At 33.7% G+C, this 25,828-nt stretch carries 16 protein-coding genes; 8 read left to right on the top strand and 8 right to left on the bottom strand.

Annotated elements, in window-relative coordinates; all coding sequences use genetic code 11:
• Positions 1–108: 108 nt before the first annotated feature.
• From NYQ10_RS03660 to NYQ10_RS03670, 3 genes are read right to left on the bottom strand one after another with little or no spacing between them, the layout of a single operon-like run.
• The gene (locus NYQ10_RS03660) at positions 109–978 is read right to left on the bottom strand and encodes a hypothetical protein (RefSeq protein WP_289878941.1); all 870 of its coding nucleotides are present in this window, start codon (positions 976–978) and stop codon (positions 109–111) included.
• A gap of 18 nt (positions 979–996) precedes the next feature.
• A complete protein-coding gene (locus NYQ10_RS03665; protein ID WP_289878942.1) occupies positions 997–2,574 on the bottom strand; it encodes a RagB/SusD family nutrient uptake outer membrane protein in 1,578 nt (525 codons plus the stop codon).
• Positions 2,575–2,586: 12 nt separating this feature from the next.
• Positions 2,587–5,673, bottom strand: coding sequence for a SusC/RagA family TonB-linked outer membrane protein (locus NYQ10_RS03670; protein ID WP_289878943.1), 3,087 nt, complete (start codon positions 5,671–5,673; stop codon positions 2,587–2,589).
• Positions 5,674–6,250: 577 nt separating this feature from the next.
• On the opposite strand from NYQ10_RS03670, the gene NYQ10_RS03675 reads away from it, so the two are divergent.
• From NYQ10_RS03675 to NYQ10_RS03700, 6 genes are all read left to right on the top strand, one after another.
• On the top strand, positions 6,251–6,967 hold the full coding sequence (locus NYQ10_RS03675; RefSeq protein WP_276171763.1) for an NUDIX hydrolase: 717 nt from the start codon (positions 6,251–6,253) through the stop codon (positions 6,965–6,967).
• Positions 6,968–7,025: 58 nt separating this feature from the next.
• Positions 7,026–7,727: an NUDIX hydrolase gene (locus tag NYQ10_RS03680; protein ID WP_289878944.1), complete on the top strand. Its 702-nt coding sequence runs from the start codon at positions 7,026–7,028 to the stop codon at positions 7,725–7,727.
• A gap of 162 nt (positions 7,728–7,889) precedes the next feature.
• Positions 7,890–9,686, top strand: coding sequence for a translation elongation factor 4 (gene lepA, locus NYQ10_RS03685; RefSeq protein WP_109190982.1), 1,797 nt, complete (start codon positions 7,890–7,892; stop codon positions 9,684–9,686).
• 261 nt (positions 9,687–9,947) lie between these two features.
• Positions 9,948–13,415, top strand: coding sequence for a fibronectin type III domain-containing protein (locus tag NYQ10_RS03690; protein WP_289878945.1), 3,468 nt, complete (start codon positions 9,948–9,950; stop codon positions 13,413–13,415).
• Between the two features lie 285 nt (positions 13,416–13,700).
• The gene (locus tag NYQ10_RS03695; protein WP_289878946.1) at positions 13,701–14,315 is read left to right on the top strand and encodes an outer membrane beta-barrel protein; all 615 of its coding nucleotides are present in this window, start codon (positions 13,701–13,703) and stop codon (positions 14,313–14,315) included.
• Between the two features lie 144 nt (positions 14,316–14,459).
• Positions 14,460–15,419 (top strand): helix-turn-helix transcriptional regulator, encoded by a 960-nt coding sequence (locus NYQ10_RS03700; RefSeq protein WP_289878947.1) that lies wholly within the window; start codon positions 14,460–14,462, stop codon positions 15,417–15,419.
• A gap of 65 nt (positions 15,420–15,484) precedes the next feature.
• Here NYQ10_RS03700 and NYQ10_RS03705 read toward each other — a convergent pair whose 3' ends face one another.
• On the bottom strand, positions 15,485–15,964 hold the full coding sequence (locus tag NYQ10_RS03705; protein WP_276171755.1) for a DinB family protein: 480 nt from the start codon (positions 15,962–15,964) through the stop codon (positions 15,485–15,487).
• A 282-nt stretch (positions 15,965–16,246) separates the two neighbouring features.
• On the opposite strand from NYQ10_RS03705, the gene NYQ10_RS03710 reads away from it, so the two are divergent.
• Positions 16,247–20,302, top strand: coding sequence for a T9SS type B sorting domain-containing protein (locus NYQ10_RS03710; protein WP_289878948.1), 4,056 nt, complete (start codon positions 16,247–16,249; stop codon positions 20,300–20,302).
• A gap of 106 nt (positions 20,303–20,408) precedes the next feature.
• Positions 20,409–21,455 (top strand): thiamine-phosphate kinase, encoded by a 1,047-nt coding sequence (thiL, locus tag NYQ10_RS03715; protein WP_276171753.1) that lies wholly within the window; start codon positions 20,409–20,411, stop codon positions 21,453–21,455.
• Between the two features lie 99 nt (positions 21,456–21,554).
• Here thiL and NYQ10_RS03720 read toward each other — a convergent pair whose 3' ends face one another.
• The 4 genes from NYQ10_RS03720 to NYQ10_RS03735 form a co-directional block, all read right to left on the bottom strand.
• The gene (locus NYQ10_RS03720) at positions 21,555–22,253 is read right to left on the bottom strand and encodes a response regulator (protein ID WP_289878949.1); all 699 of its coding nucleotides are present in this window, start codon (positions 22,251–22,253) and stop codon (positions 21,555–21,557) included.
• Positions 22,243–24,255, bottom strand: coding sequence for a tetratricopeptide repeat protein (locus NYQ10_RS03725; RefSeq protein WP_354669348.1), 2,013 nt, complete (start codon positions 24,253–24,255; stop codon positions 22,243–22,245). Before NYQ10_RS03725 ends, NYQ10_RS03720 begins: the two co-directional genes overlap by 11 nt.
• 143 nt (positions 24,256–24,398) lie before the next feature.
• Positions 24,399–24,701: a hypothetical protein gene (locus NYQ10_RS03730; protein ID WP_289878950.1), complete on the bottom strand. Its 303-nt coding sequence runs from the start codon at positions 24,699–24,701 to the stop codon at positions 24,399–24,401.
• A 176-nt stretch (positions 24,702–24,877) separates the two neighbouring features.
• Positions 24,878–25,693: a LytR/AlgR family response regulator transcription factor gene (locus NYQ10_RS03735; protein WP_289878951.1), complete on the bottom strand. Its 816-nt coding sequence runs from the start codon at positions 25,691–25,693 to the stop codon at positions 24,878–24,880.
• Between the last annotated feature and the right edge of the window lie 135 nt (positions 25,694–25,828).

Here is a 25,828-nt window from a genome sequence, read left to right on the forward strand (position 1 = left end):
GATAGAAATAAAAATCGATATCATTTATTTCTCAATAAAATAATTTAAGTCTCAGTCTTAAAGAACATTACAAATGCTTTTATGACTGAGACTTCAAAACTAACTAACTTATGATTTTGGAACTAAATGATAAATTAAATAATCGCCATCTGCTCTAATAGCGATAAAACATAAACTTGTATCTGTTAGTTCAACAATTTTTACGTTGGTAAAACTGAAAGAAGGACTAAAATAACTTGGCTCGTTTGGATGCAGCATTTCTGTTCCTCCATTAAAAGAAATTCTATCATTTGTTTCGCCTGTTGTAAGGTTGAAATTGAATGTTCCTACTTTGGTTGTTTTTTGCGTACTTCCTAAAGTTGGGTTGGTTTGGGTTACCGAAACATTATAACCTCCATTAAGATTAAATGTAATTTCTCCCCAATCTTTGTTCTCTAAACCTGCCCAAGAAATGTCTGAAAGATTTGGCCACCATCCTGGACCGCTTACAGCTCTGTTGACATAGCTTGGCGTGTTTCCAATAAACTCTAATGGAGCGGTCATGTATAAAACCCAAGTTTTTCCAGCTTGTCCGTTGGTCAGTTTATTCCATCTCGGATCACTGAAAAAAGTATTATCATTTTCAGGAACATCTACTGTTACTGGAGCAGCTTCTACCGAACCTCCTCTAACGAAGGCTGTATAAAAGACCGTATATTTTCCAGCAAAAGGAAAAGTTATTTTATCATCACTTTTATTAGAATGTCCAAGTTCGTTTCCGTTTGCATCAACGTATCTCCAATATGGAATTACGGTAGGATCTTCATTTTTTAAAATTACTTCATTCTTTTTTGCTGCATTTTGAGTTATCGAGAACTCAAGTTTTTCTGGCGTAAGTGTTACTGCCGGTAAACTTTCACGATCTTCAACTGGCTCGCAAGAGAATAAAAACGAACTGATTGTTACAGCCGCTAATACTATATATAATATACGTTTCATAATCAATTTGTTTAAATGTTAATTCCAACCTGGATTTTGTTGAATAGTACCATTTGAAAGTACTATCTGCGACTGTGGTAATGCAAACCAACCTTGAGTTTCTGTTCTAAAGGTTACAGCAAACTGAGAATCTCCCGTGTTATCTATAGCTGCTTTCATGGCAGGCATTCCTTGTCTGATTAAATCGAAATAACGTAATCCTTCCAACGCAAATTCTAAACGACGTTCTTCCATAATACGAGCTTGAGTTATAGGAAGTCTGTGTAAGGTATTTTTGAAAGCACGATCACGAACTCTGTCATAATCTGTTTGTGCCAGCGCTGCGCTTGTTGTTAAGTTTAGTTCGGCAGCCATTAATAATACATCTGAAAAGCGAATAATAGCATAATCCTGATAGTTATCAATTTGGAAGTTTCCTCCGTTAGCTTCTACAACTGCTGTTCCAGCTTCATTTGTAATCGGACAATATTTTTTCCAAGAATAACCCGTGTACTGACGCTGTTCTCTCGCTTGAGCATCAAAATTTAAACCTTCGCCAACATAATCAATAAACGAAGCTGCTTTTCTAGAATCAGCATTATCATAAGCCGCAACCAATTTTGGGTTAACTGTTGCTCCTCCCCATCCTGTTGCATATTTACCTATTGAACCTCCACGCGGCGCAATGTTAACCTGAAAACGGTTTCCTTCGTGAAGATCCCAGTTTCCTTTTCCTGAACCGTTGAAACGAACCGCCCAAACCATTTCTGTATTATCTTCTCCTGCAAAATTGGCAAAAGAAGCTGCCAGCCAAAGATTAGCAAAATCAGCCACCAATCCGTGTCCGCTGTTGTTAACAGCATCGTTGATGTAATTTACTGCCTGAGCTTTTGTAACTACTCCAGCTAAATCTGTTTTACCGTAAGTTCCAGTATAGAACAAAAATGTTCTAGCCAAATAAGCTTCAGCAGCCCATTTTGTAATACGTCCGTAGTTGGCATTTCCTGCTTGCGAATAGTTTTCTGGTCCTAAATTGTCTGCAGCAAATTTTAAGTCGTTTGCTATTAAAGCATACGTAACTTCTGGCGCTTGTCTTGGCAATTCAAATTCGCTTGTTGTTACCGTGTGATCTAACGGAATTATGTCTCCAAACATTTTTGCTGCCTGAAAATGAAAGTGTGCTCTTAAGAAACGTGCTTCTGCTTCGTATCTCGTTTTTAAAGCTGTATCTGAACCCCAGTTTACTTTATTCAAGTTTTCTAGTAAAATGTTAGCTCTGTAAATTCCAAGATAAGAGTTTGTCCAAGTTAGGGCATTCATGTCTTTATCTGTAGTATACTGAAAACGGTCCCATTGTAAATCTACCGTTGGATCTGCAATACCAAATCCGCCAAAACAGTTATCAGAAGCTTGTTCACTCACAATCAATTGTGTTCCGTATGCTTCTCTTTGCAATACGTCGTAAACGGCTACCAAACCTTCAAAAGCATCAGAAGGAGTTTTATAAAAATTCTCTGTTACTTTATCTGTATAAGGTTCGTTTTCTAAAAAATCTTCCGAACAAGAACCTAAAACAAGTAAGCTTGAAAGGGCAAATAATTTTATATATGTTTTCATCGTTTTCAAAATTTAAAAGTTAACATTTAAACCCATCATGTAGGTTCTTGGCTGTGGGTAATATCCAACATCAATTCCTTTAGCCCAAGACTGATTTACGTTTCCGAAACCAATTTCCGGATCCATTCCTTTGTATTTTGTGAATGTATAAATGTTATTTCCAGCTACATACACTCTGAATTTAGAGAAGAACTTCAATTTGTCTGTTAACTTTGTTAAATCACATCCGATTGTAGCATTTTTAATTCTAAAGAAATCTGAATCTTGAATATATAAATCAGCGAATTTTGTGTAGTTACCATTATCGTCTGTTCCGTAAGTTACTCTTGGAACTGTATTTGAAGTTCCTTCACTTGTCCATCTGTTTAATACATCTGTTGTATTGTTTGTATAAGCACGAGTGTAATCATGAATTCCGAAAACGTTTTGTCCGCCAGCAGTACCGTAAGTATTAATTGTCAAATCAAAAGCTTTGTATGAAATATCCAAATTGATACCGTAGTTAAAATCTGGATTCGGGTCTCCGATTTGAGTTTTATCGTTTGCATCGATTTGTCCGTCGCCATTCAAGTCTACGAAACGAACGTCTCCAGGTTGCGCATTTGGCTGAACTCCCGCTGCTACTTCAGCTGCATTTTGGAAAATTCCAGCTGTTTTTAATCCATAGAAATAACCCATTGGTTTTCCAACCTCAACACGGTTCATCTCGTCTAAACCTTGGAATAAAATGTTAGATTCTCCGTGAATAATTCCTTCGTTGTTTGCAATACGCAATACTTCATTTTTGTTTTTAGAAAGGTTGGCATTAATTCCAAAATTCCAATCTTTTCCAAAATGAGTTCTGTACGCTAAACCAATTTCAAAACCTTTATTGCTTACGTCACCACCATTAATATAAGGCGCAGTTGCTCCCGCATAAGTTGGGATTGAAGCTAAAACTAACCAATCTTTGGTTTTCTTATCGTAATAATCAAAAGTTAGAGTAAAGTTGGTAAACAAAGTAGCATCAAAACCTAAATCTAACTGTTCAGAAGTTTCCCATTTTAAATTGCGGTTTGCTAACTGATCTGGGCTTGAACCTACTAAAAGAGTTTCATCTCCAGTTCCAAAATGATAGGTTTTGTCTGTTGAATTTACAGTTGACAAATACGCAAATCTTCTGCCAAATTGGTCGTTACCATTTTGTCCCCAGCTTGCTCTTATTTTAAAAGTATTTAAAACTTTATTTTCTTTAAAGAAAGCTTCTTTATCTAAATTCCAACCCGCAGAGAACGAAGGGAAAATAGCATATTTGTTGTCTGGACCAAATTCTGAAGATCCGTCTCGACGAATTGTTGCAGAGAATAAATATTTGTTATTATAATCATACAACAAACGTCCGAAGTAAGACTGAATGGCATAATCTCTACGATTTCCTTTTACAACATTTGATGTTGGATCTTTTGCATTATCTAAATAAGCGTGTGCAAAATCATCAAAAATCAAGTTTCTTCCTTGTCCTTCCATATAATCAGAAGTATTCTTTTTAGCAGAAGTCCCCACTAAAACATCAAAATTATGAGAAGAAGCTAAATTGAATTTATATTGAAGTGTATTTTCAAAAATCCATCCTAAAGATTTTGTACCACTTTGCGTAACGCTCGAAACCGTATTATTATCATTTGAAGAAAGAGAATAAACTGGTCTAAAAGAACGGTAATTACTGTCTGTCATATCAACACCAAAACTAGTTCTGAAAGTCAAATCTTTTATAATTTTTAATTCTGCAAAAATGTTACCTACATAACGGTTTGTTTTTGTCTGATTGAAGTTATTGTAATATAAAGATCCTACAGGATTTGTTACGTCATTCGAAATAACAGAACGCGCAAAACCTCCATTTTCATCATAAACCTGATCAATTGGAGCAGCATTTAAGAACGCTCTAATAGCATTATTATAAATACCATCATCTGCAATACCGCTTGATTTTACATTTGAAAACGTAAAGTTTTCTCCAATTTTCAAATAATCTTTAATAACTTCAGAAGTAGAGTTTACCGTAAAAGTTACACGATCGTATTGCGACTGACTATTAGCCCCGCCAATCATACCTTCTTGTCCGTAGTAAGACAAACCAGTTGCAATTGTAGATTTTTGGTCACCACCAGTAATCAATAAAGAGTGGTTTTGTTTAATTGCACCTTCATTAAACAGATAATCTTGCCAATCAGTATTAGGAAATGCAGCAATTTGAGCTTTAGTGTATAATGGAGAATATCCAGAATTTACACGAGCTTCATTGATAATAGTTGTATACTCTTGCGTATTCATCAAATCTAGTTTTTTAGCAATCTGTTGAAAACCTGTATACGAACTGAAAGACACATTCATTTTACCGTCTTTTCCTTTTTTAGTTGTCACTAAAATAACTCCGTTTGCCGCTCTCGCTCCGTAGATAGAAGCTGCAGAAGCGTCTTTTAAAACGTCAACCCTTTCAATTACAGAAGGATCCAAATATCCGATTCCGTTATCTACCACAACTCCATCTACAACATAAAGCGGATCACTGTTTCCTGCTGTTCCCGCACCACGAATATTTACCACCATATTCGCACCCGGCTGACCAGAAGAAGAAGTTACAGAAACCCCAGAAGCTTGACCTTGTAGAGCATTTGTAACATCAAGACTCGCAACTTGCTGAATGTCTTTTCCTGATACCAAAGAAGTTGCAGCGGTATTTACTTTCTTCTTTTGAGTACCGTAACCAATTACAACAATTTCTTTAAGTTCTGATGTTTCTGGCTGTAAAACCACATTGACAACTTTTTCGGTCCCAACTTTAATATTTTGTGTTTTAAATCCCACGAAAGTGATTACTAAAACATCGCCTGTTTTGGCTTCCACTTTATATTTTCCATCAAAATCGGTAACAGTACTCGATTTTGTTCCCTGTACAAGTACAGTTGCTCCCGGAACTCCCAATCCGTCTTCAGACGAAGTGATTGTTCCACTTACAGTTTTAGATTCTTGTGCCAATCCAAACTGCATCATAAATACGCTAAGCAGTACCGCCATAAAATATGGAAGCCTTGTTTGAATACAATTTTTGCTTTTCATAATAAGAAATGATTAAGTTTAAGTTATAGTTAGTAATTTTTACCCTAAGAGAAATCTGGAAAACTTCCCAAGCAGGTCATGCCAAAAATGAGGGCCTGAATCTCATTTCCAACATTTAGTACTTGCAGACTATAAGCAGTTCTTTCGAACATCAAAATCAATCCTAAAATCAATTTCTAAAAAAACAATTGTGGTAAGTTTAAGTTAAGTTGTAGCTTTGCCTTTTTTACTTATGGTCAATTTGAATTTATCTTATGGTAAATTTGACTACAAGTGTAAAACAAATTTTCTATATTAACAAAATATTAGGGTTAATTTTTTTCTATTCTAATAAATACTATTTCATTTTTATGAATGCCATAAAATTTGAATTAGATTTGAAATAAAAAATAAAGAAAATTTAGTGTTTTATAAAATTGACAATCAACCACTTAAGAATCATTCTAATTAAAAGCATTTTTTTATCAGACTTTAACCCGTTGATTATCAATTTCTTGTTTCGTTAAAAAAAATATAAAGCTTTTAAGAAGCTTCTTAATCATTTTATTTATTTAATTTGTCAAAATTTATCTCGAGTATGATTGAAAATGTAGATGACAAACCTGCATCAAAAAACGAACACAGTGCCATGAATGCAATCACGATTGACTGCGTTATTTTTGGTTTTGATAAAGGAAGTTTAGAAGTGCTTTTAGTACAACATGGCGAGGGAATCAGTAAAGGAAAATGGGGTTTGCCTGGAGGATGGATTTACAAAAAAGAAAGTACAGATGCCGCTGCCCATCGTTTATTGCACGAACTTACAGGTCTTGAAGATATTTATCTGGAACAGCTGAAAGCATTTGGAGATCCAGATCGTTTTCCGCTTCGACGTGTTATTACCATTGGATATTATGCTTTGGTAAAAAGAGAAGATTACAACATTAAAGCTGGTTTTACAGCTTCTGATGCAAAGTGGTACAAAATCAACGAAATTCCAGATTTGATTTACGATCACAATGAAATTTTAGATTACAGCATAAAACATCTTAGAAATAAAGTTCGCCAGACTCCAATTGGTTTTAATTTATTGCCAGAAAAATTTACTTTATTGCAATTGATGCATTTGTATGGAGAAATTTTAGGAATCGAAATGGACAAACCAAACTTTAGAAGAAAAATTCTTCATATGAAATTATTGGTTGCTTTAGACGAAAAACAGCAAGATGTATCGCACAGAGCCGCTCAATTGTACAAATTTGATCCAGAAATTTATACTAAATTAACTGAAAAAGGATTCAATTTTGAATTTTGATTTTCGTCTAAAATGAATTAGAAAAAACACTTTTTGCACTTCGAAACAACATAATACATTGACAGAAATAACTACTCAGCAACAAAAACCAGCCGTAGACGGAATCACAATTGACTGTGTTTTCTTCGGTTTTAACAAAGAGAGTCTCGAAGTTCTCTTGGTTCAGCACGCTCAAGGCGAAAGTAAAGGCAAATGGGGACTTCTTGGTGGATGGCTTCAGCTTGATGAAAGTGCCGATGATGCCGCACAACGTATTTTGCAAGAACTTACAGGTCTTGAAGATATTTATCTGGAGCAATTAAAAGCTTTTACCAATCCAAAACGTGTGTTAGAAAGACGTGTCGTTACAATTGGTTATTACACATTAGTCAACCGAGAAGATTATAATATCAAAGCGAGTTTAAAAGTTATAGAAGCAAAATGGTATAAGATCAACGAAATTCCAGAATTAATTTTTGACCATAATGAGATTTTAGATTTCAGTTTATTGCAATTAAGAAACAGAGTTCGTCAAGCTCCAATTGGCTTTAACCTTCTTCCAGAAAAATTTACTTTATTGCAATTAATGCATTTGTATGAAGAAATTTTAGGAATAGAATTGGACAAATCCAACTTTAGACGAAAAATTCTGCATATGAAACTTTTGACAGCATTGGATGAAAAACAACAAGACGTTTCACACAGAGCAGCCAAACTTTATAAATTTGATGATGAGATGTACAAAAAATTAACTGAAAAAGGGTTTAATTTTGAATATTAACACCAATTTTAATTCACATCTTTCAACTATCTGAGATCAGCATTCCAGAATCCAAAACTTTGCGCTATCTTTGCGCCTTAATAACACGCTTTAAAGCAATTGTTTTAGTGTGAATTATTCCCAAAAAAGACTTAAACTCGTTTAGAGAACTGATATATTAAAATGAAGAAGATACGTAACTTTTGCATTATTGCACACATTGACCACGGTAAAAGTACATTGGCGGACAGATTATTAGGCGCAACACAAACCGTTACAGCTCGTGAAGAAAAAGCACAATTGCTTGACAACATGGACTTGGAGCGCGAGCGTGGTATTACCATTAAGAGTCATGCCATTCAGATGGAATACAAATACAAAGGCGAGGAATATATCTTAAACCTAATTGACACTCCTGGACACGTAGATTTTTCGTATGAAGTTTCTAGATCTATCGCTGCCTGCGAAGGAGCTTTATTGATTGTTGATGCTGCGCAAAGTATTCAGGCACAAACGATTTCAAATTTATATTTAGCACTTGAGAATGACTTGGAAATTATTCCAGTTTTAAATAAAGTCGATTTACCAAGTGCAAACCCGGAAGAAGTTAGTGATGATATTATCGATTTATTAGGTTGTAAATTAGAAGATATTATTCATGCTTCTGGTAAAACAGGTTTTGGTGTTGAAAACATCTTAGCGGCCATTATCGAAAAAATTCCTGCTCCAAAAGGAAATCCAGAAGAACCGTTACAAGCTTTGATTTTTGACTCGGTTTATAATCCATTCCGTGGAATCGAAGTAATCTTTAGAGTTGTAAATGGTGAAATCAAAAAAGGCCAGAAAATTAAATTCATGGCGACTGACAACGAATATTTTGCTGACGAAATTGGAACTTTAAAATTAAATCAGGTTCCTAAAAATGTAGTTTCGGCTGGAGATGTTGGTTATTTAATTTCTGGAATTAAAGAAGCACGCGAAGTAAAAGTTGGAGATACGATTACAGATGCAAAAGTTCCGACAACCAATATGATTACAGGTTTTGAGGACGTAAAACCAATGGTATTTGCTGGTATTTATCCAGTTGATACTGAAGATTACGAAGATTTACGTTCTTCAATGGAAAAATTACAATTGAATGATGCTTCATTAGTTTTCGCTCCTGAAAGCTCTGCGGCGTTAGGATTTGGTTTCCGTTGTGGATTTTTAGGAATGCTTCACATGGAAATTATCCAGGAACGTTTAGAGCGTGAGTTCGATATGACTGTAATTACTACAGTTCCTAACGTTTCGTATTTGGCTTACACTAAGAAACATCCAGAAACACCATTAGTTGTAAACAATCCTTCAGATTTACCAGAGCCTTCAAAACTAGACAGAGTTGAAGAGCCTTTTATTAAAGCAACAATCATTACAAAAGCTGATTTCGTTGGAAACGTAATGAGTTTATGTATTGAAAAACGTGGTTTAATTACCAACCAAACATACTTAACAACTGAACGTGTGGAATTGAATTTTGACATGCCTTTGGCGGAAATTGTATTCGATTTTTATGACCGTTTAAAAACAGTTTCTAAAGGTTATGCTTCTTTTGATTATTCTCCAATCGGAATGAGAACTTCGAAACTGGTAAAACTTGACGTTCTTTTGAATGCACAAACAGTCGATGCTCTTTCTGCATTAATTCACGAAGACAACGCATATAATATCGGTAAAAAAATGACCGAAAAATTACGCGAATTGATTCCGAGACAACAATTTGACATTCCGATTCAAGCTGCAATTGGAGCAAAAATTATCGCTCGTGAAACGATTAAAGCACTTCGTAAAGACGTTACCGCAAAATGTTACGGTGGAGATATTTCGCGTAAGCGTAAACTTCTTGAAAAACAGAAAAAAGGTAAAAAACGTATGCGTCAGGTAGGAAACGTTGAGATTCCTCAAGAGGCATTTATGGCTGTTTTGAAATTGAATGACTAAAGTTAGTATTAAGAATTTAGTACTAAGTATTAAGATAGAACCCAATGATGTAAAAGTTGTTGGGTTTTTTGTTTCTATATTTTATTTAAGACTACAAATAACAAAATATTTTAATACTTTTTTTTATAAGTAAAAAGCTATAGATTTACTCACAAAAACACTAATTTTTACTAATTTGGAATAAAAGTGATTTTGAAATTCAATTGACTTAAAAACCAAAACATTAATCCAAATCAATCAAAACTACTAAACCGTTCTAATATGATAATAACTCTACGCAAAATTAAATTTCAAGTTATTTTACAAATTTTATTATTACTTCCTATTGTAGCTTCTGCAAATTTTAAATTCGAAGTTTATTTATCAGAAAATTTTCAATCAGAAGATACAGAAGCACCTAGTGCACCAAAAAATCTAATTGCCTCGCAAACATTTGGAACCACAACAGACTTATCTTGGACAGAATCAACAGATAATATAGGTGTAACAGCTTACGAAATTTATAGTGGTACAAACTTAATAGCCACAATAGATGCACCTGCAAAGTGGTACAGAGTTACTAATTTAGAAAATATAACAAATTATACTTTTACAATCAAAGCAAGAGATGCTGCTGGTAATATTTCTGGTTCAAGCAATCGAGTTTCTATTACTACTTTAGACAGTACAAGACCAACTGCACCAAGTAATCTGACAGCTTCTGAGCTAACTGGGACTTCGGTGCTCTTTAACTGGACGTCTTCAACTGATAATGTGGGAGTTGTGGCATATGAAATTAAAGATCTCTACAGATCATGGGGCAAAACTGAGGCAAATATTAATTCTTTTAAAGTAACAGGATTGCAACAAGCAATGACATATCAATTTTATGTTATTGCAATTGATGCCGCAAACAATAAATCTTCGTCCTCTAATTTTGTTTCAGCAAAAGCCTTAGACATTACGCCTCCAACAACACCTTCAAATATTAAAGTAACTAAAGCTACAGAAACATCTATTAGTTTAACATGGGATCAATCAAAAGATCTTGAAGGAACTGTGACTTATGATATCTATCAAGGAGGAAATTTATTGATCCAATCTACAACCAGCAGCAGTGCAATTATAAATAATTTAATTCCGAACAACTCTTATTTATTTACGATTAAAGCAAGAGATGATTCAGGCAATATTGCCGCTAGCTACCCAATATTATGCGAAACTGTGGATACTTTGCCTCCATCAGCGCCAACAAATTTTATGATTTCAAATATCACTGAAAACTTAGCCGAATTATCTTGGAATCCATCAAACGACAATAGAGAAGTAGTTTCTTATAACTTATATTACAGTGATGGTGACTACAGTCCTTTAAGCACTACAAAAACAAGCATGATAATCAATGTCTTTCCTGGAAACACTTATAATCTAAACATTAAGGCAGTAGATGGTTATGGAAATATTTCAGGTAAAAGTAATACGGTCTCTTTTGTGACCGCGCCAACACCTCCTCAATATTGTAAATCTGTGACTTCTGGAACAAACTTGGGCGGATTAGGGACAGTAAAATTTGGCGCCATGAATGATTTCAATTCTAATCCCGATTATTCTTCTGTCTTGATAAAAGGAGAAACATATGCCATAAATATCACTCCTGCATGGCAAACTACAATAGGATTTTCAGCCGGCTATTATGTATGGATTGACTACAATGGTGATAAAATATTTAATTATTCGGACGAATATGTCTGGGGTAAATATTTTGGTGATTATAAAGAACCTGTAGTAGGAACTTTTAAGATTCCAGAAGTAGTTCCTACAGGAAATACGACCTTGAGAGTTGTTATGGATTTAGGCGGAAATTCAGGTCCTTGTAATAATGGTGAAATTGGATATACTTATGGAGGATCCAGAGATTTTATTGTAAACATTAAAGATGCTGTCAAAAATCCAAATGCTCCAGCACCACCAACTGCTCTAACAGCATCAAACACTAGTTGGACAACAACCAAATTAACATGGACAGCTAGTCCAGAAAACACTGGTGACCTAACGTACGAAATCTATGAAGGACCAACTTTAATAGGAACATCGAATTCAACTTCTTTTTCTGTAGAAAAATTAAAGCAAGCTACCACATATTTGTTAACGGTAAAAGCAAAAAATGAAAACGGAAACCTTTCTGTATCGAGTAATCCGATTTTGGTAACCACACTAAAAGCAACCGTAAACCCTACCACTCCAACAGATCTTAATGCTTCAGAAACTACCTACCATTCTACTGTGCTCTCTTGGAATCCATCTACAAATGCCTCTAATGATGTTGCATATAGAGTGTATCGTGATGATGCTCTAATTACAACAGTAACAACAAATACATATTTGATTTATGATCTTAATGGCGGCAGGAAATATAATTTTAAAGTGCAGGCGGTAGATACAGGAAAAAATGCTTCCGATTTTAGCAATGTAGTTTCGGTAGTAACACTAAAAGATGAAATAGCTCCGACTGTACCAACAGACTTAAAAGCAACAAATATAGCAACCACTACTGCCACTCTATCTTGGACTGCCTCAGAAGACATTGCCAAAGTTGAAAAATATCACATTTTCCAAGATTCTAAAGAAGTTGGCTATGTATATTATAATACTTTAAAGTATGAAATTAAAAATCTTAAAGATGGAACTGCCTACAAATTTACAGTTAAAGCAGAAGACTCAAGTGGGAACCTTTCGTTAGAAAGCGGTTCCGTTTCGTTTACAACAATTGCTATACCAAGATATTGTATACCTTCCGGAATTAGCAAAGAAAATGATTACATCACCAAGCTTGAGCTCGGTACAATTAAACAGACAATACCAATTTCAGGAGCTTACGCCAATCATTCTAGTCTTTCAACAACATTAATCCCTGGACAAGAAAATACTATTGCTGTTAGCATTTCAAAAAATAATTCCCCGACAATACCAAGTAGCTTAGCTGTTTATATTGATTTAAATGGAGATTATGATTTTGATGACGAAGGCGAATTAATATGGAGTACAGCTGTAAAAGAAGCTTTCATTCCATCAATAAAAAAATTTACGATTCCTTTAACGGCGAAGAAAGGCAGTACGAGAATGAGAGTTGTTGTAAAACCAAATGGAATTCCTGCAGCATGTGAGTATATAAGCAATGGACAAATTGTAGATTATAGAATAGAAATCACTAAACCTATAATAGAATTTGAAGCTCCAAGCATACCAACGAATTTAACCGTATCAAACATTACTAAAACATCAGCAATTTTGTCGTGGAATGAATCAACAGATAATATAGCAGTTACTGGTTATGATATTTACCAAGGAAACACGCTTATTGGCTCTACAAATCTAACCACTTATACCGTTAATGGGCTAAATGCAGAAACTGCATATTCATTTACTTTAAAATCAAAAGATTATGCCAAAAATATCTCAGATTCGAGCGATCCAATTTCATTCACCACATCTACTCTTTCAATAGATGAACATGATTCAAAAATAGATCAATATATTTTGTTTCCAAATCCAGTCATTCAAAAATTATTTATAAAGCAACCAAATAATAATACGGCTTTATATAAAATAAGCAATTTGAATGGACAAGCTGTACTTTACGGTCATTTAAATGAAAATGGTATCGAAGTAAGTCACCTCAGTTCAGGAATGTATATCATAGAGTTGAAAAATGAAGAAAAGACAATTGTCAAAAAGTTTATAAAAAAGTAAAACTCTATAAATTGGCAGAACATTTCGCATAAGCATAAATTGCAGGAAAAACAGAAAAATTCTTTACATAAAAGAGTAAAGAACGAAGAATATAGATTTAACCCAATAACGTAAAAAGTTATTGGGTTTTTGTTCGTTTACAGCAAAAATTAAAAAGATAAAACTTACAAATTTACCAAAATATTAACTTGATTGATTCAATTTTAACGCGATAAATCAAATTTTTGACTTCTAAAAATAATGAGAACTAATTTTAATCTTACAAACAATTAAATATGTAAGATTATGAAAACCAAATTTTCAGTTATTTTAGCCCTTTTTGCTTTTTGTTTTGCAAACGCTCAGCAAGATCAAGCTGATGCAGAAATGAATTCTGCTAAAGGCGTAACTTTTTCACAAGGCGATATGTTTCTTGAAGGTTCTATAAAAATTAGCACTGGCGGCGAAGAGGATTATTACGGTTTTAGTCCAAAATTTGGCTATTTCCTAAACGACAAATTTGCTGTTGGAGCAAAATTAAATTATGCAAGTATCAAACAAGAAACTCCATATGAGAAAACAAATGTATTTGGAGCTGGGGCTTTTGCACGTTACTATTTCTTAGAATTAGATAAAAAACGTTTTAAAACTTATGCCGAAGTAGGTTTAGGATTTGGAAGAAATAAATACGAAAGCGACCTTATTAGCGACACTACAAATAGCATAACGGCAGACGTAAATGTCGGATTAAACTATTTTATTACCAAAAATGTTGCTGTCACTTTTGTTCTAGCCAATATGCTTTCTTACAACAGTGTTGCTCCAGAAAACGGTCCATCATCAGATACTTTTCAGTTAAACATCAATTTATTTGAAAATATCTTCGATCAGCCACAATTTGGACTTTTATACAGATTTTGATTCGTGTCGACGATTTATTAAAAAAGCTGTTCCAGTTTGGAACAGCTTTTTTTATTCTCTTTACTTCTTTCATTTGTATCTTTGAATCTTTTAGCTAAAAAACTTAGCATCTTAGCAACTCAGAACCTTAGAATCTTAAAAAAAATGCTCGACGAAACTCCAAAACGATTTGACCGAATTGTTGCAATCCTTATTCAATTGCAATCTAAAAAGATTGTAAAAGCGCAGGAATTGGCCGATCGTTTTGATTGCAGTTTACGAACTATTTACAGAGATATTAGAACTTTAGAAGCTTCTGGAGTTCCTATTTACAGTGAAGCTGGAGTTGGTTATGCTTTAATGGAAGGCTATAGACTTCCGCCTGTTATGTTTACGCGCGAAGAAGTCAGCAGTTTTATTGCAGCAGAAAAGTTGATTCAGAAATTTACCGATCCTGTTTTAGGAAATCATTATGCAAGCGCGATGTTCAAATTGAAATCGGTTTTGAGAAACAGCGATAAAGATTGGCTTTCGAACATAGAATCGAGAGTGATTATGCAAACTGCCGAACCAATGTTTCATGATAATTCTCCAAATACATTGACGGTTTTATTTGAAAGTATTGCCGAAAAAAAACAAATTTCACTTTCTTATAAAACCTTCGGAAAAGACGAATTAACAGAACGAAATTTAGAACCTGTAGGCGTTTTTCATGATAATAACAATTGGTATTTTCTTGGTTTTTGTCATTTGCGAAAAGACTACAGACAGTTTAGAACCGATAGAATTCAAAACCTAAAAAAAACCGATTTAGATTTTACAATAGAACACGATGCTTTAGAAACCTATCTGAATAAAACAGAAACCTGTCCGACAACAAAAGTGCGTCTTTTAGTAGAAAAGAAAATTGCTCGATATTTGGCTTTCGAAAGAAAATATCATGGTTTTGTTTCCGAAAAAGAAATTGGAGATCAGTTAGAAATGACTTTTATGTGTCGCGATATCGAAAGCGGTTTTCCGAGATGGTTTCTTATGTTTGGAGATTATGCTACTATTTTAGAACCAGAAATTTTGAAGACAAAAGTTTTAGATTTAATCGAAATCAATAAAAAAAGACTTTCATAAAAAAAACTCCCAAAGAGAATTTCGATTCGATCTTTGGGAGTTTTTTTGTTTCATTTTTAGAAAAATTATCTTTCCCAGAAAAATGGAGGTTCAATATTTAATGCTCTTAAATATACATAACCTTGTCCGCGGTGATGCACTTCATTATCAATAAAATAAAGAATATTATGAATGATCGGAAATTCATATTGTCCAAATAAATTAAAAGTTTCGTTGAAATCTTCAATCGATAATTGTTCCCAATATTTATTAATTTCTTCTGTAGCTTGATCCCATTTTTCTAAATATTGCGCTTTGAAGATTAATTTTTCTGTTCCTTCTTGATAAGGCTGAGCGTCTCTATTTACAATTCCTTTCATTGCTGGAGCTCCAATCGCTAAAAGTTCGTCAACTAGTTTTGCAAAAGGTCGCATTCCTCCAATAGAAAATTCGAAGAAATCTTTCTCAGGAAAAATTTCAATTACACGACGCGTTAAAGCGCGGTGACCTTGCCAATGTTTCAATAAATCTTCTGAACTGATTACTTGTGCTTCTAATGTTTTCATGATTTTTAAGGTTTTAAATTTCTATACATCAAAAGTAAAATGGGCTGGTGACAACAGTTTGTCAGCAGGAAAAAATAATTTTTAAGAAATTATATTTTTCTTTCTTCAACCTCAATTTATAATTTAATTACTGGATAAATCTTTTTAGAATTTAACACTATGAAACGTTTTATTTCTTTTTACTCAAACAACTTCAAATAAATCATAAAATACTGACAATCATAATTTTAATAAGAAATAATTTCGTAATTTTAAATAACCCAACTAATAAAAATATGAAATATGAGATTTGCTCTACTTCTACTTTTATTATTTTATTCGGCCATATCTTCATCACAAGGAATTATAGTCGACACTACAACTTTGGGTATACCAGAACTGATCCGACAAGAATTAATGCAAAACGGCTGTTCGAACGAAACTAATTTCAAATTTTCTTCACATCAAGGAATTGGTAAATTCACAAATACAAATCTAAACTTTCCTATTTCAAGCGGAATTGTTATAAGAAATGGAATCGCTAAATATACCGAAGGCTCTTATACTGGCAACAACGAAAGCAGCAGACTAAACAATGCTACAGACAGCGATCTGCAGGTTATTAGTGATAGCAATGGACAAATTGTACCTGTTACAGATGTTAGTTATCTGCAATTTGATTTTACGCCGTTGTCTAGTAATTTCAGTTTTGATTTTCTTTTTGCTTCGAATGAATATGGCGAATTTCAATGCGGGTTTAGCGATGTTTTTGCTTTTATATTAACAGATTTAACAACGGGAATTTCAACAAATCTCGCCGTAGTGCCAGGAACATCAACTCCAGTTTCTGTTAAGAATATTAGAGATCAGCAATATAATTCGTCCTGTTTGTCTGCAAATGCTAATTTATTTGACCATTATAATGTTACGAATCCTTCTCAGTCAGCAATCAATATGAGAGGCGAAACCAAAGTTTTAACAGCTTCATCAACAGTAATTCCAAATCGAACTTATCGCATAAAATTGGCAATTGGAGATTATAACGATAGTAATTATGATTCGGCAGTTTTTATAAAAGGTGGCAGTTTTATGACCACTATGGATTTAGGTCCCGATAGAACCATTTGTCAAGGCGAAAAAATCACACTTAAATCTGATCTCGTAGGGAATTACACTTATGTTTGGACGCTAAACGGAACTACAATTCCAAATGAAACCAGTAATTCTTTGACTGTCGAAAAGGCTGGAACTTACGGCGTAACGGCAACACTTTCTGGCTGTGTGGTTAAAGACGAAGTTGTAATTCAAGATCTGATTATCAAAAATCCAAAAAACTTAACTGCTTGCTATAACGCGGCAGGAAATTATCAATATGATTTGACTCAAAATAGTTTAGCTGAATTAGGAATTGATCCCACCAAATTTGCCATTTATTATTTTGATTCCTTAACCTCAGCCAATGCAAATGGCCCTATGATACCCGAGGATCAATTAAAATCTTATGTAAGTTCTGGTAATCAAACCATTTATATAAAAGCGGTTCCTGTTGACGATAAAAGCTTTTTTTGCAATAATTTAGTTTCGTTTAATTTATTGACAACTCAGCCAATCAATGCTGCAAAGCCACCAGATTTAAATACTTGTGATACTGTTTCTAAAAACGTACTTGTCGATTTAACTGTTAATGAAGCCATTATTTTAAATGGATTGAATTCTTCAGAATATAAAATCAGTTATTACAATAGCGAAACGGACGCTAACAATGGAAGAAACAACATTGCAGATCCAAAAAAATTCATTACATATTTAGAACAATCGCCGAAAACGATTTGGGTTCGCGTTGAAAATAATCCGAACTCGGTTTGTTATACAACAGTCAATTTCAATATTAATATTAATTCGCTACCAACAGTAGATAAGATTCCAAGTGTTATCGCTTGCAATAGTTATACTCTGCCACCACTTACAAATGGCGAATACAATACGTCAGTAAATGGAACAGGAGCCAAACTAAATCCTGGAGACGTCATCACCAAAAGTGGTACTATATACATTTACAAAGCCTCAACCGAAAACAATTGTACAAATGAGAGCAGCTTTAATATAACTCTGATTTACGAGATTGATTTTAAAAAAGAAGCTTGTGGTCAATATATTGTTCCGCGTGTTGCTGCAGGTGGTTTTTTCACCCAGCCTGGAGGACGAGGAGATTCAATTCCAGAAGGAACAGCATTTACAACCAGTCAAACTATTTATTATTACGCCGTTATCGACGGATCTGTTTGTCGTGATATTCCCGTGTCATTTACCGTTTATCCTTTACCAGAAATAGACAAGCCCGAAAATGTTGTGACTTGTGATTCTTACACATTACCTTCTTTAGTAAATGGAAAATATTTTACTTTATCTGGAGGTTTAGGAAATACTCTTAATGCGGGAGATAAAATAACTTCGAGCCAAACTTTATATATTTTTGCAAATGATGGAAGATGTACCAATGAACATTCTTTCAAAATCGACATTGTTAATTCTCCTATTTTCGTTCCGATTTCGCAATGCGGAAGTTTTACTTTACCGCCCGTTTCCATTGGAGGTTATTATGAAAATCCGGGTGGACAGGGTAAAAATATTCCAGCCGGAACTGTTATTACTAGCTCGCAAACTGTGTATTATTTCGCAGCAACGACAACTTCTCCAAATTGTACCGAAAATCTAAAATATGTCATTACTATAAAACCGTTGCCTTTGGTAGATAAACCTGTTAATAGACTAGAATGTCCACGCTATGTTTTACCCCCATTGACAAATGGTAATTATTTTACAAAAACCAACGGTGGAGGAACACCATTAAAAGCAGGCGACATTATTACCTCAACACAAACTATTTATGTTTATTCTGTTGGACCTGAATGTACAAACGAACATAGTTTTATTGTAGAGATAAAGCCTCTTCCGCCTGTTGACAGTTTTACCGATGTGGTAACCTGCACGGCTTTTCAACTTCCAAAACTAAAAAACGGAAAATATTATACTGCTACAGGAGGACCAAATGGTTTAGGAACTCAAATTGCTGAGGGAACCGCCATCAATACAACACAGACGATTTATATTTATAACGAATGGGCAGATTTTAAGTCTTGCAGCAATGAAACGTTTTTCAAAGTAAATTACAACGGAATTGATGTTGGCGAGTTTAACAACATAAATGTTTGCGACAGTTATACTTTGCCTCCATTAAAATTGGGTAATTATTATGGACAGCCAAACGGAAAAGGTGCTATTATTCCAGCAGGGACGATTTTAAAAGCCTCACAAACCGTCTATGTTTATGCCGTTTCAGGCACACGTCTAACTTGTACTAGCGAAAAAAGTTTTTTAGTCACCATTTCTCAAACTCCTGTGCTAACCAGTACTCCTGATGTTGCTATTTGCGGAAGTTATACTTTGCCTCCTTTGGCGATTGGAAATTATTATAGCGGCTCAAACGCAACAGGAATTCAATATACAGCAGGACAAACAATAAATAGCAGTCAACAAATGTATGTTTATGCGACGGCGGCTACAAATTCAGCTTGTTTTACTCAAGATGATTTTTACATTACCATTTATCCGTTAAAAAATTTCACAGTTCAAGACGGAGCCATCTGTGTAGATTATCAAACGGGAATTTTGCAACATTCGGTTGAATTAAATTCAGGAATTAATTCTCCAGATTATACTATAGAATGGTATTTAAACAATACAAAAATGGGTACAGGATCAACTTATACTGCTACGAAAGACGGAATTTACACTGTTGTACCCGTCAAAAATGTACCAGATGTTGGTAACGACTGCGGTTATAATCTAGCCACTGTCACTGTCGGAAAATCTAGTCCCGCAATTGCAACTGTAACCGTTTCTGGTGAATTTGAAGACATTGTAGATATTACCGTAAATCTCATTAATGGTTTTGGAAATTATGAATACCAAATTGATGATGGAGATTTTCAAACCAACAATATATTTCAGAATGTTGATTCTGGAGAACACGCTATTACAATAAAAGATACAAAAGCCAATTGCGACAATCTTATTCTATTTGCCAAAGTGCTCAAATACCCTAAATTTTTTACTCCAAACAACGATGGTTACCACGACACTTGGAATATTCCAGATCTCGCTGATCAGCCTGATGCCGTCATTACTATTTTTGACCGTTACGGAAAATTCATAAAAATGATAAAACCTTCTGGTGCCGGTTGGGATGGTAATTTCAATGGCAATCCACTTCCTTCAACAGATTACTGGTTTCTGGTTACTTATACCCAAAATGGCGTAATTCAGGAATTCAAAGCTCATTTCAGCATGAAGCGATAAGAATCGAAAAGAAAAAAAACTTAGAACCTTAGTACCTCAGAATCTTAGCATCTTTAAAAAAAACCTTTGTACCTTTGCACCTTAATAACTTTGGAACTTAACAGAAATGATAGAAGATAAAAATCAGCAGAGAACTAGTATAGCGCAATTGGGCGAATTTGGTTTAATTGAGCATTTAACCAAAAATTTTGACGTTACGCAAGAATCGACTTTAAAAAGCATTGGAGATGACGCAGCAGTTCTTGATTTTGCAGCAAAAAAAGTAGTCGTTTCTACTGATTTATTGATTGAAGGAGTTCACTTTGATTTGGCTTATATGCCTTTGAAACATTTAGGATACAAAGCCGTTGTGGTAAACGTTTCTGACATTTGTGCTATGAATGCAAAACCTACTCAAATTACGGTTTCTGTAGCGGTTTCTAATCGTTTTCCGCTTGAGGCTTTAGAAGAATTATTTGCAGGAATCACACACGCTGCAAAAGAATATAAAGTAGACGTTATTGGCGGCGACACAACCTCATCTCAAAAAGGTTTAATTATAAGTATTACCGCAATTGGAGAAGCTGATGAAAATGAATTGGTTTACCGTAATGGAGCAAAACAAACAGATTTATTAGTCGTTACAGGCGATATTGGTGCAGCTTACATGGGATTGCAGGTTTTAGAAAGAGAAAAGCAAGTTTTTCAAGTTAATCCAAACAATCAGCCAGATTTAGATCCGTATACCTATTTGGTAGAACGTCAACTGAAGCCAGAAGCACGAAAAGATGTTCGCACTTTACTTCATGCATTAGACATAAAACCAACGGCTATGATTGACATTTCAGACGGATTATCTTCTGAGATTATTCATATCTGCAAACAATCTAAAGTAGGATGTAATTTATACGAAGACAAACTTCCTTTAGATCCTCAATTTATTTCGACTTGCGAAGAATTTAATATCGATAGTACAACAGTTGCCATAAACGGCGGTGAAGATTACGAACTTTTATTTACAATCGACATTAATGATTTTGACAAAATAAAAGGAAATCCGAATTTCTCTGTTATCGGACATATGGCGGAAGAAAACGAAGGAATTCATCTAGTAACTCGTGCTAACACAAAAATTGCCTTAAAAGCTCGTGGTTGGGACGCACTTAGCGAATAATTTTAGTTCTCAGTCGCAGTTTCAGTTTACAGTATCCTAACAGGTTTTAAAAACCTGTTAGGTATTTTTTTTAGCTTTTTCGATCTAAAATCTAAAATTTCAAAAAAGCCCTTTGCTTTTTGCTTCTTTAAGCAAATCGTCATCAGAATTGTTTTTGATCTTCAGCAATTCTTTTAAATGTTTTTTCCTTTTTTCAATTGCATTTAAAGAAATTGGAATATACTGCAACATATCTTGATTTGAAATTCCTTTCGCTAAATGAATTAATATCTGCTTATCGTACTGATCAATTTCAATTGCATTATGAGTAGATTGGTTCAGCATTTTAACGACCGACTGACTGTAATATTTTTCATTTTTCATCACTTTATCAAATGCTAAAAGAAGCTCATCAAAAGTGAGATCATTTTTTATAATTAATCCGTTTGGCTGAATAGATCTGATAATTGTTTTGATTTTCAGCAATTCGGTATACATAGTAAGCAGAATAATTTTGCACGAAGGCATTCTGTTAAGTAAAAGCTTCGCCAAATCTTCTCCCGAAAAAATCTCTCTTTCCTCATATGGAGGCATACTGATATCTAAAAAAGCTATATCAAATTGAGGAGAATTTTGATTTTGAATAATTTCGTAACCCGATTTGCAATCGTGTGCCTGAAAAATCGAAAATTCATATTGTTGAGGATTGTACCGCGTAATAGCATTCTTGTATCCTTCAATAATAAATGGATGATCATCTACTATTAAAATGTTTTTTTTAACTAGTTGCGAGTCTGAGGCTGTTAAATCAAATGTCATTATTATGCTGGTAAGTATTAGGAATTATAGGGATTTTTACAGTGAGCTTTGTTCCTTCTCCTTTAACAGATTTAATACTAACTGTTCCTTTACATTCTTTAGCTCTATATTCTATATTATGCAAACCAATTCCGTTTTTGGTCTTTTTGGTATTAAATCCTATTCCGTCATCTTCAATTATTAAAACCAAAACATTATTTACATTTTTAAGCTCCACTTTAATAATATCTGCGTTAGCATATTTATTACAATTCTGAAGACCTTCTTGAATAATTCGATATAAATTGATTTTGACCATATTACTTATTTGCTCCCATTTTATGTCGGAATCAAAATTGGTAATCAATTTAGAGTTATATGTATTTATTTGATTTTCAAATAGTTTGTTTAAAATAGCAATAAAATTATTAATTAATTCTGATTTTTCTCTATTTAAATCATGAGAAATTTCACGAATATCTTGTTCAATATTTTTTAGCTCTGCAAGATATTTTTTTCTTTTAGAAGCCGCTTCTTCTTCATCAAGTTTATCCAAACTATCCAAACTAATTCTAATTCCAAACATGCGCCCCAAAACTCCATCATGCAATTCTTGAGCAACATTTTTCTTTTCTCTGATTCTAGTTAGTTCAATTTCATTTTGCTGAGAAATCATCAAATTGTAAATATCTTCGTTTGCAATCTGCTGTTGTTGCTTAAATAAAAGTTCGCGGTTTTTAGCCTGCTGCGTTTTATAAACATAAAAAAACAATCCGAGCAATGTACAAATACTAAAAACATAAACCAAAGTTTTGTTTTTTTCTTGAAGATTAGAGTTTTGATCTTTTATTTCGTTGGTTTCGTACGCAATTCTGGAAAACTTTTCTCCCATTTTTCGTTCGTCTTTCAACATTTTATCGTTAAGCTTGATGTATTCTCTAGAATAAATTGAAGCGTTTCTTGGATCAACGCTTGCCGTTTGCTTTAAAGCTTCTAAAGTATTTACAGACTTATTGGTTGTACGCGAAAGAGTCAGCGCTTGTTTGGATAATTCTAATGCTTTTGCGGTATCTCTGTTAAAAGCATAATATTCAGACAAATGGATTTTACTAGATACAACTCCAGAAACCAAATCAAGACTATCTCTAATTTGCAAAGATTGATAAAACAAATCTGGTAATTGGATCGAATCATTTAGTTTAAATTTAGAATATCCTAAATTATCTAGTAAAATTGCATATAAACTTGCTCTGTCTTTAAAAAGATTTTTTTGTTTAAGTCCTTCTTCAAAATATTTTTTTGCTTCTTCGAAATTTTTCATATTCATATATATGAAACCAATATTGTTTAAAGAAGCTGCTTTATACTGAAACTCTGGTGCTATACTTTTATCATCCAGAATTTTCAAAGCATTGTTCTGAAACTCTAAAGCCTTTTTATATTCTTCTCTTTCATTATATAAAACTCCAAGTAAATTATAGCTTTCATATAAAAGTTCATTTACATTTTTCTCCTTTTTTAGAATACTCAAAGTCTTAAAAACGGCTATTTCACTTTCGAAAAAATCTCCTTCATTGTATTGCAAATTGGCTTTACTCAAAAATGTTTTTGCCAAATTTAACTGGTCGTCTATTTTTAAATAGGTCTTTTCTGCATTAAAATAATTCATAAAAGCACTATCCGAAACAGATTGAGAAACATAATAATCGCCCAAATAAGTATAAGCTTTCGCCATATGAACAGAATCTCTAGATTTCTGTGATCGTTCTAAAATTAACTTTGTGATATTAAAGTAAGCTTTCCAGTCGCTCATATTATAATAGCGATTGGCAACCTTAAAAAGATTTACTTTATTAATGGAGTCGTCTTTCTGGCTTATAATAATATTTAACGCCTTAAGATTATAATTTTGTTTGAATTTGAAAGGAATCGTATCTTCATTGGCAAGAGAAAGATATACCGGAAGACTGTCTACTGAAGAAATTGTATTATCATCTAGTCCTGTTTTCTTGGTACAACCCAAAAAAACCAAGAGTATAAGGAATACTATTTTGCTTGCGTCTTTCAATTATGCTTTTGGAATTTTACCAAAAATAGTAAAAAACTTGAGACACAAAAAAAAAGCTGTCATTTCTGACAGCTTAAAATATTTATTTTGATTGTAGATTAGTCTACTTTTTTATCATTTCCGATAGATTGATTAACGCTAGCAAAGTTTAAGCTTCTGTTATTCATAGCAACATCTCTCTTTTTAATTACTCCACCAGCTGCACCACCGTCAATTGGTAACATCGCAACATCTCTCTTTTTGATTACTCCGCCTGCAGCACCACCATCAATTGGTAAAATTGCATAAACGTCTTTCTTTTTAATTACTCCACCAGCTGCACCACCGTCAATTGGAGCGCTAAAAGAAGTTGCTAATACTACTAAAGAAAATAATCCGAATGTCAAAGCTGTTTTTTTCATGACCTGAGGGTTTTAAGATGTTTGTTTACGTTTTTGGAATTGACCGCCGTTTACCGCGAATCATGGTGTAAAACTAACACGAAGGCCGAAAAAAATTTATACGAAAAATTGAGTTTGTGGTAAATCATACCCAATTGATAGTCAATGGGTAGCAAATCCGAGTAAACGTCTACTTTTTAGATTTCTAGATAATTACCCGCTGCAAAATCAGCAATTATCTGATCTACATTTGCTTTGTAAGTCTTAGAAAACGGAATTTTCTTTGAAGAGTTTTTAAGATAACAGATAGAATTTCCGCTATGAATTCTAGAAATATAATTTCGATTGATTACATAACTATTATGAATGCGGATAAATGGATAAGTCAAAACGCTTTCGAAATGCTTTAACGTTTTAAATGCCGTAATCATTTCACCAGTATTCAAATAAATATCGGTAGAATTGTTATCTGCTTGAAAATAACAGATATCTTCAGCATTTAAATACCGATAATCTCCATAAGATTTTATACAGATTGTAAGTGGTCTTTCTAAATTTTGAGGAATTTCTGCTCTATCATTATCAATAACGATAGAAACTGGTTCTTGTTGCAACGAAGTATTTTTTAACTCTAAATTGGCTTTATTCAGCTTTAAAATTGTCTTTCGAAGATCTATCGGCAAAACGGGTTTTAATAGATAATCGTAGACACCATACTGAATGGCATCAAAGGCTTTGTCTTTAAGTTTTGTGGTGACAATAATTTTCGGGATTTCTTGAAAAAAACGGTGTAATTCGCTTATAAAAGTCAAAGACAACTGACTTGAAGTATTTTTTGGATCGATTTCGAGAAAAACCAATTCAGGTTTATATTCTAAAACCAAATTCAAACCATCTTGAAAATTTGATGCCGACGCAATAAAAGATAATTCTGAAAATCCCGCCGCGGTTGTTTTGGTTTTCAAAATACTTTCAGCATCATCATCAACAATAATATACGAATATTTCTTCAATTTTTGGTTTCGTTGATTTCCTCCATACTCCGATCACAATCAAAAATTAAACTTCTTAATTTAATGTACTGGCGAAAAAATTGGTTTTGACATTTTACCCGAATTTAAAAATACGGATTTAAACATTTTAAGCCG

This window comes from Flavobacterium johnsoniae, from assembly GCF_030388325.1.
Classification (GTDB): Bacteria; Bacteroidota; Bacteroidia; order Flavobacteriales; family Flavobacteriaceae; genus Flavobacterium; species Flavobacterium johnsoniae_C.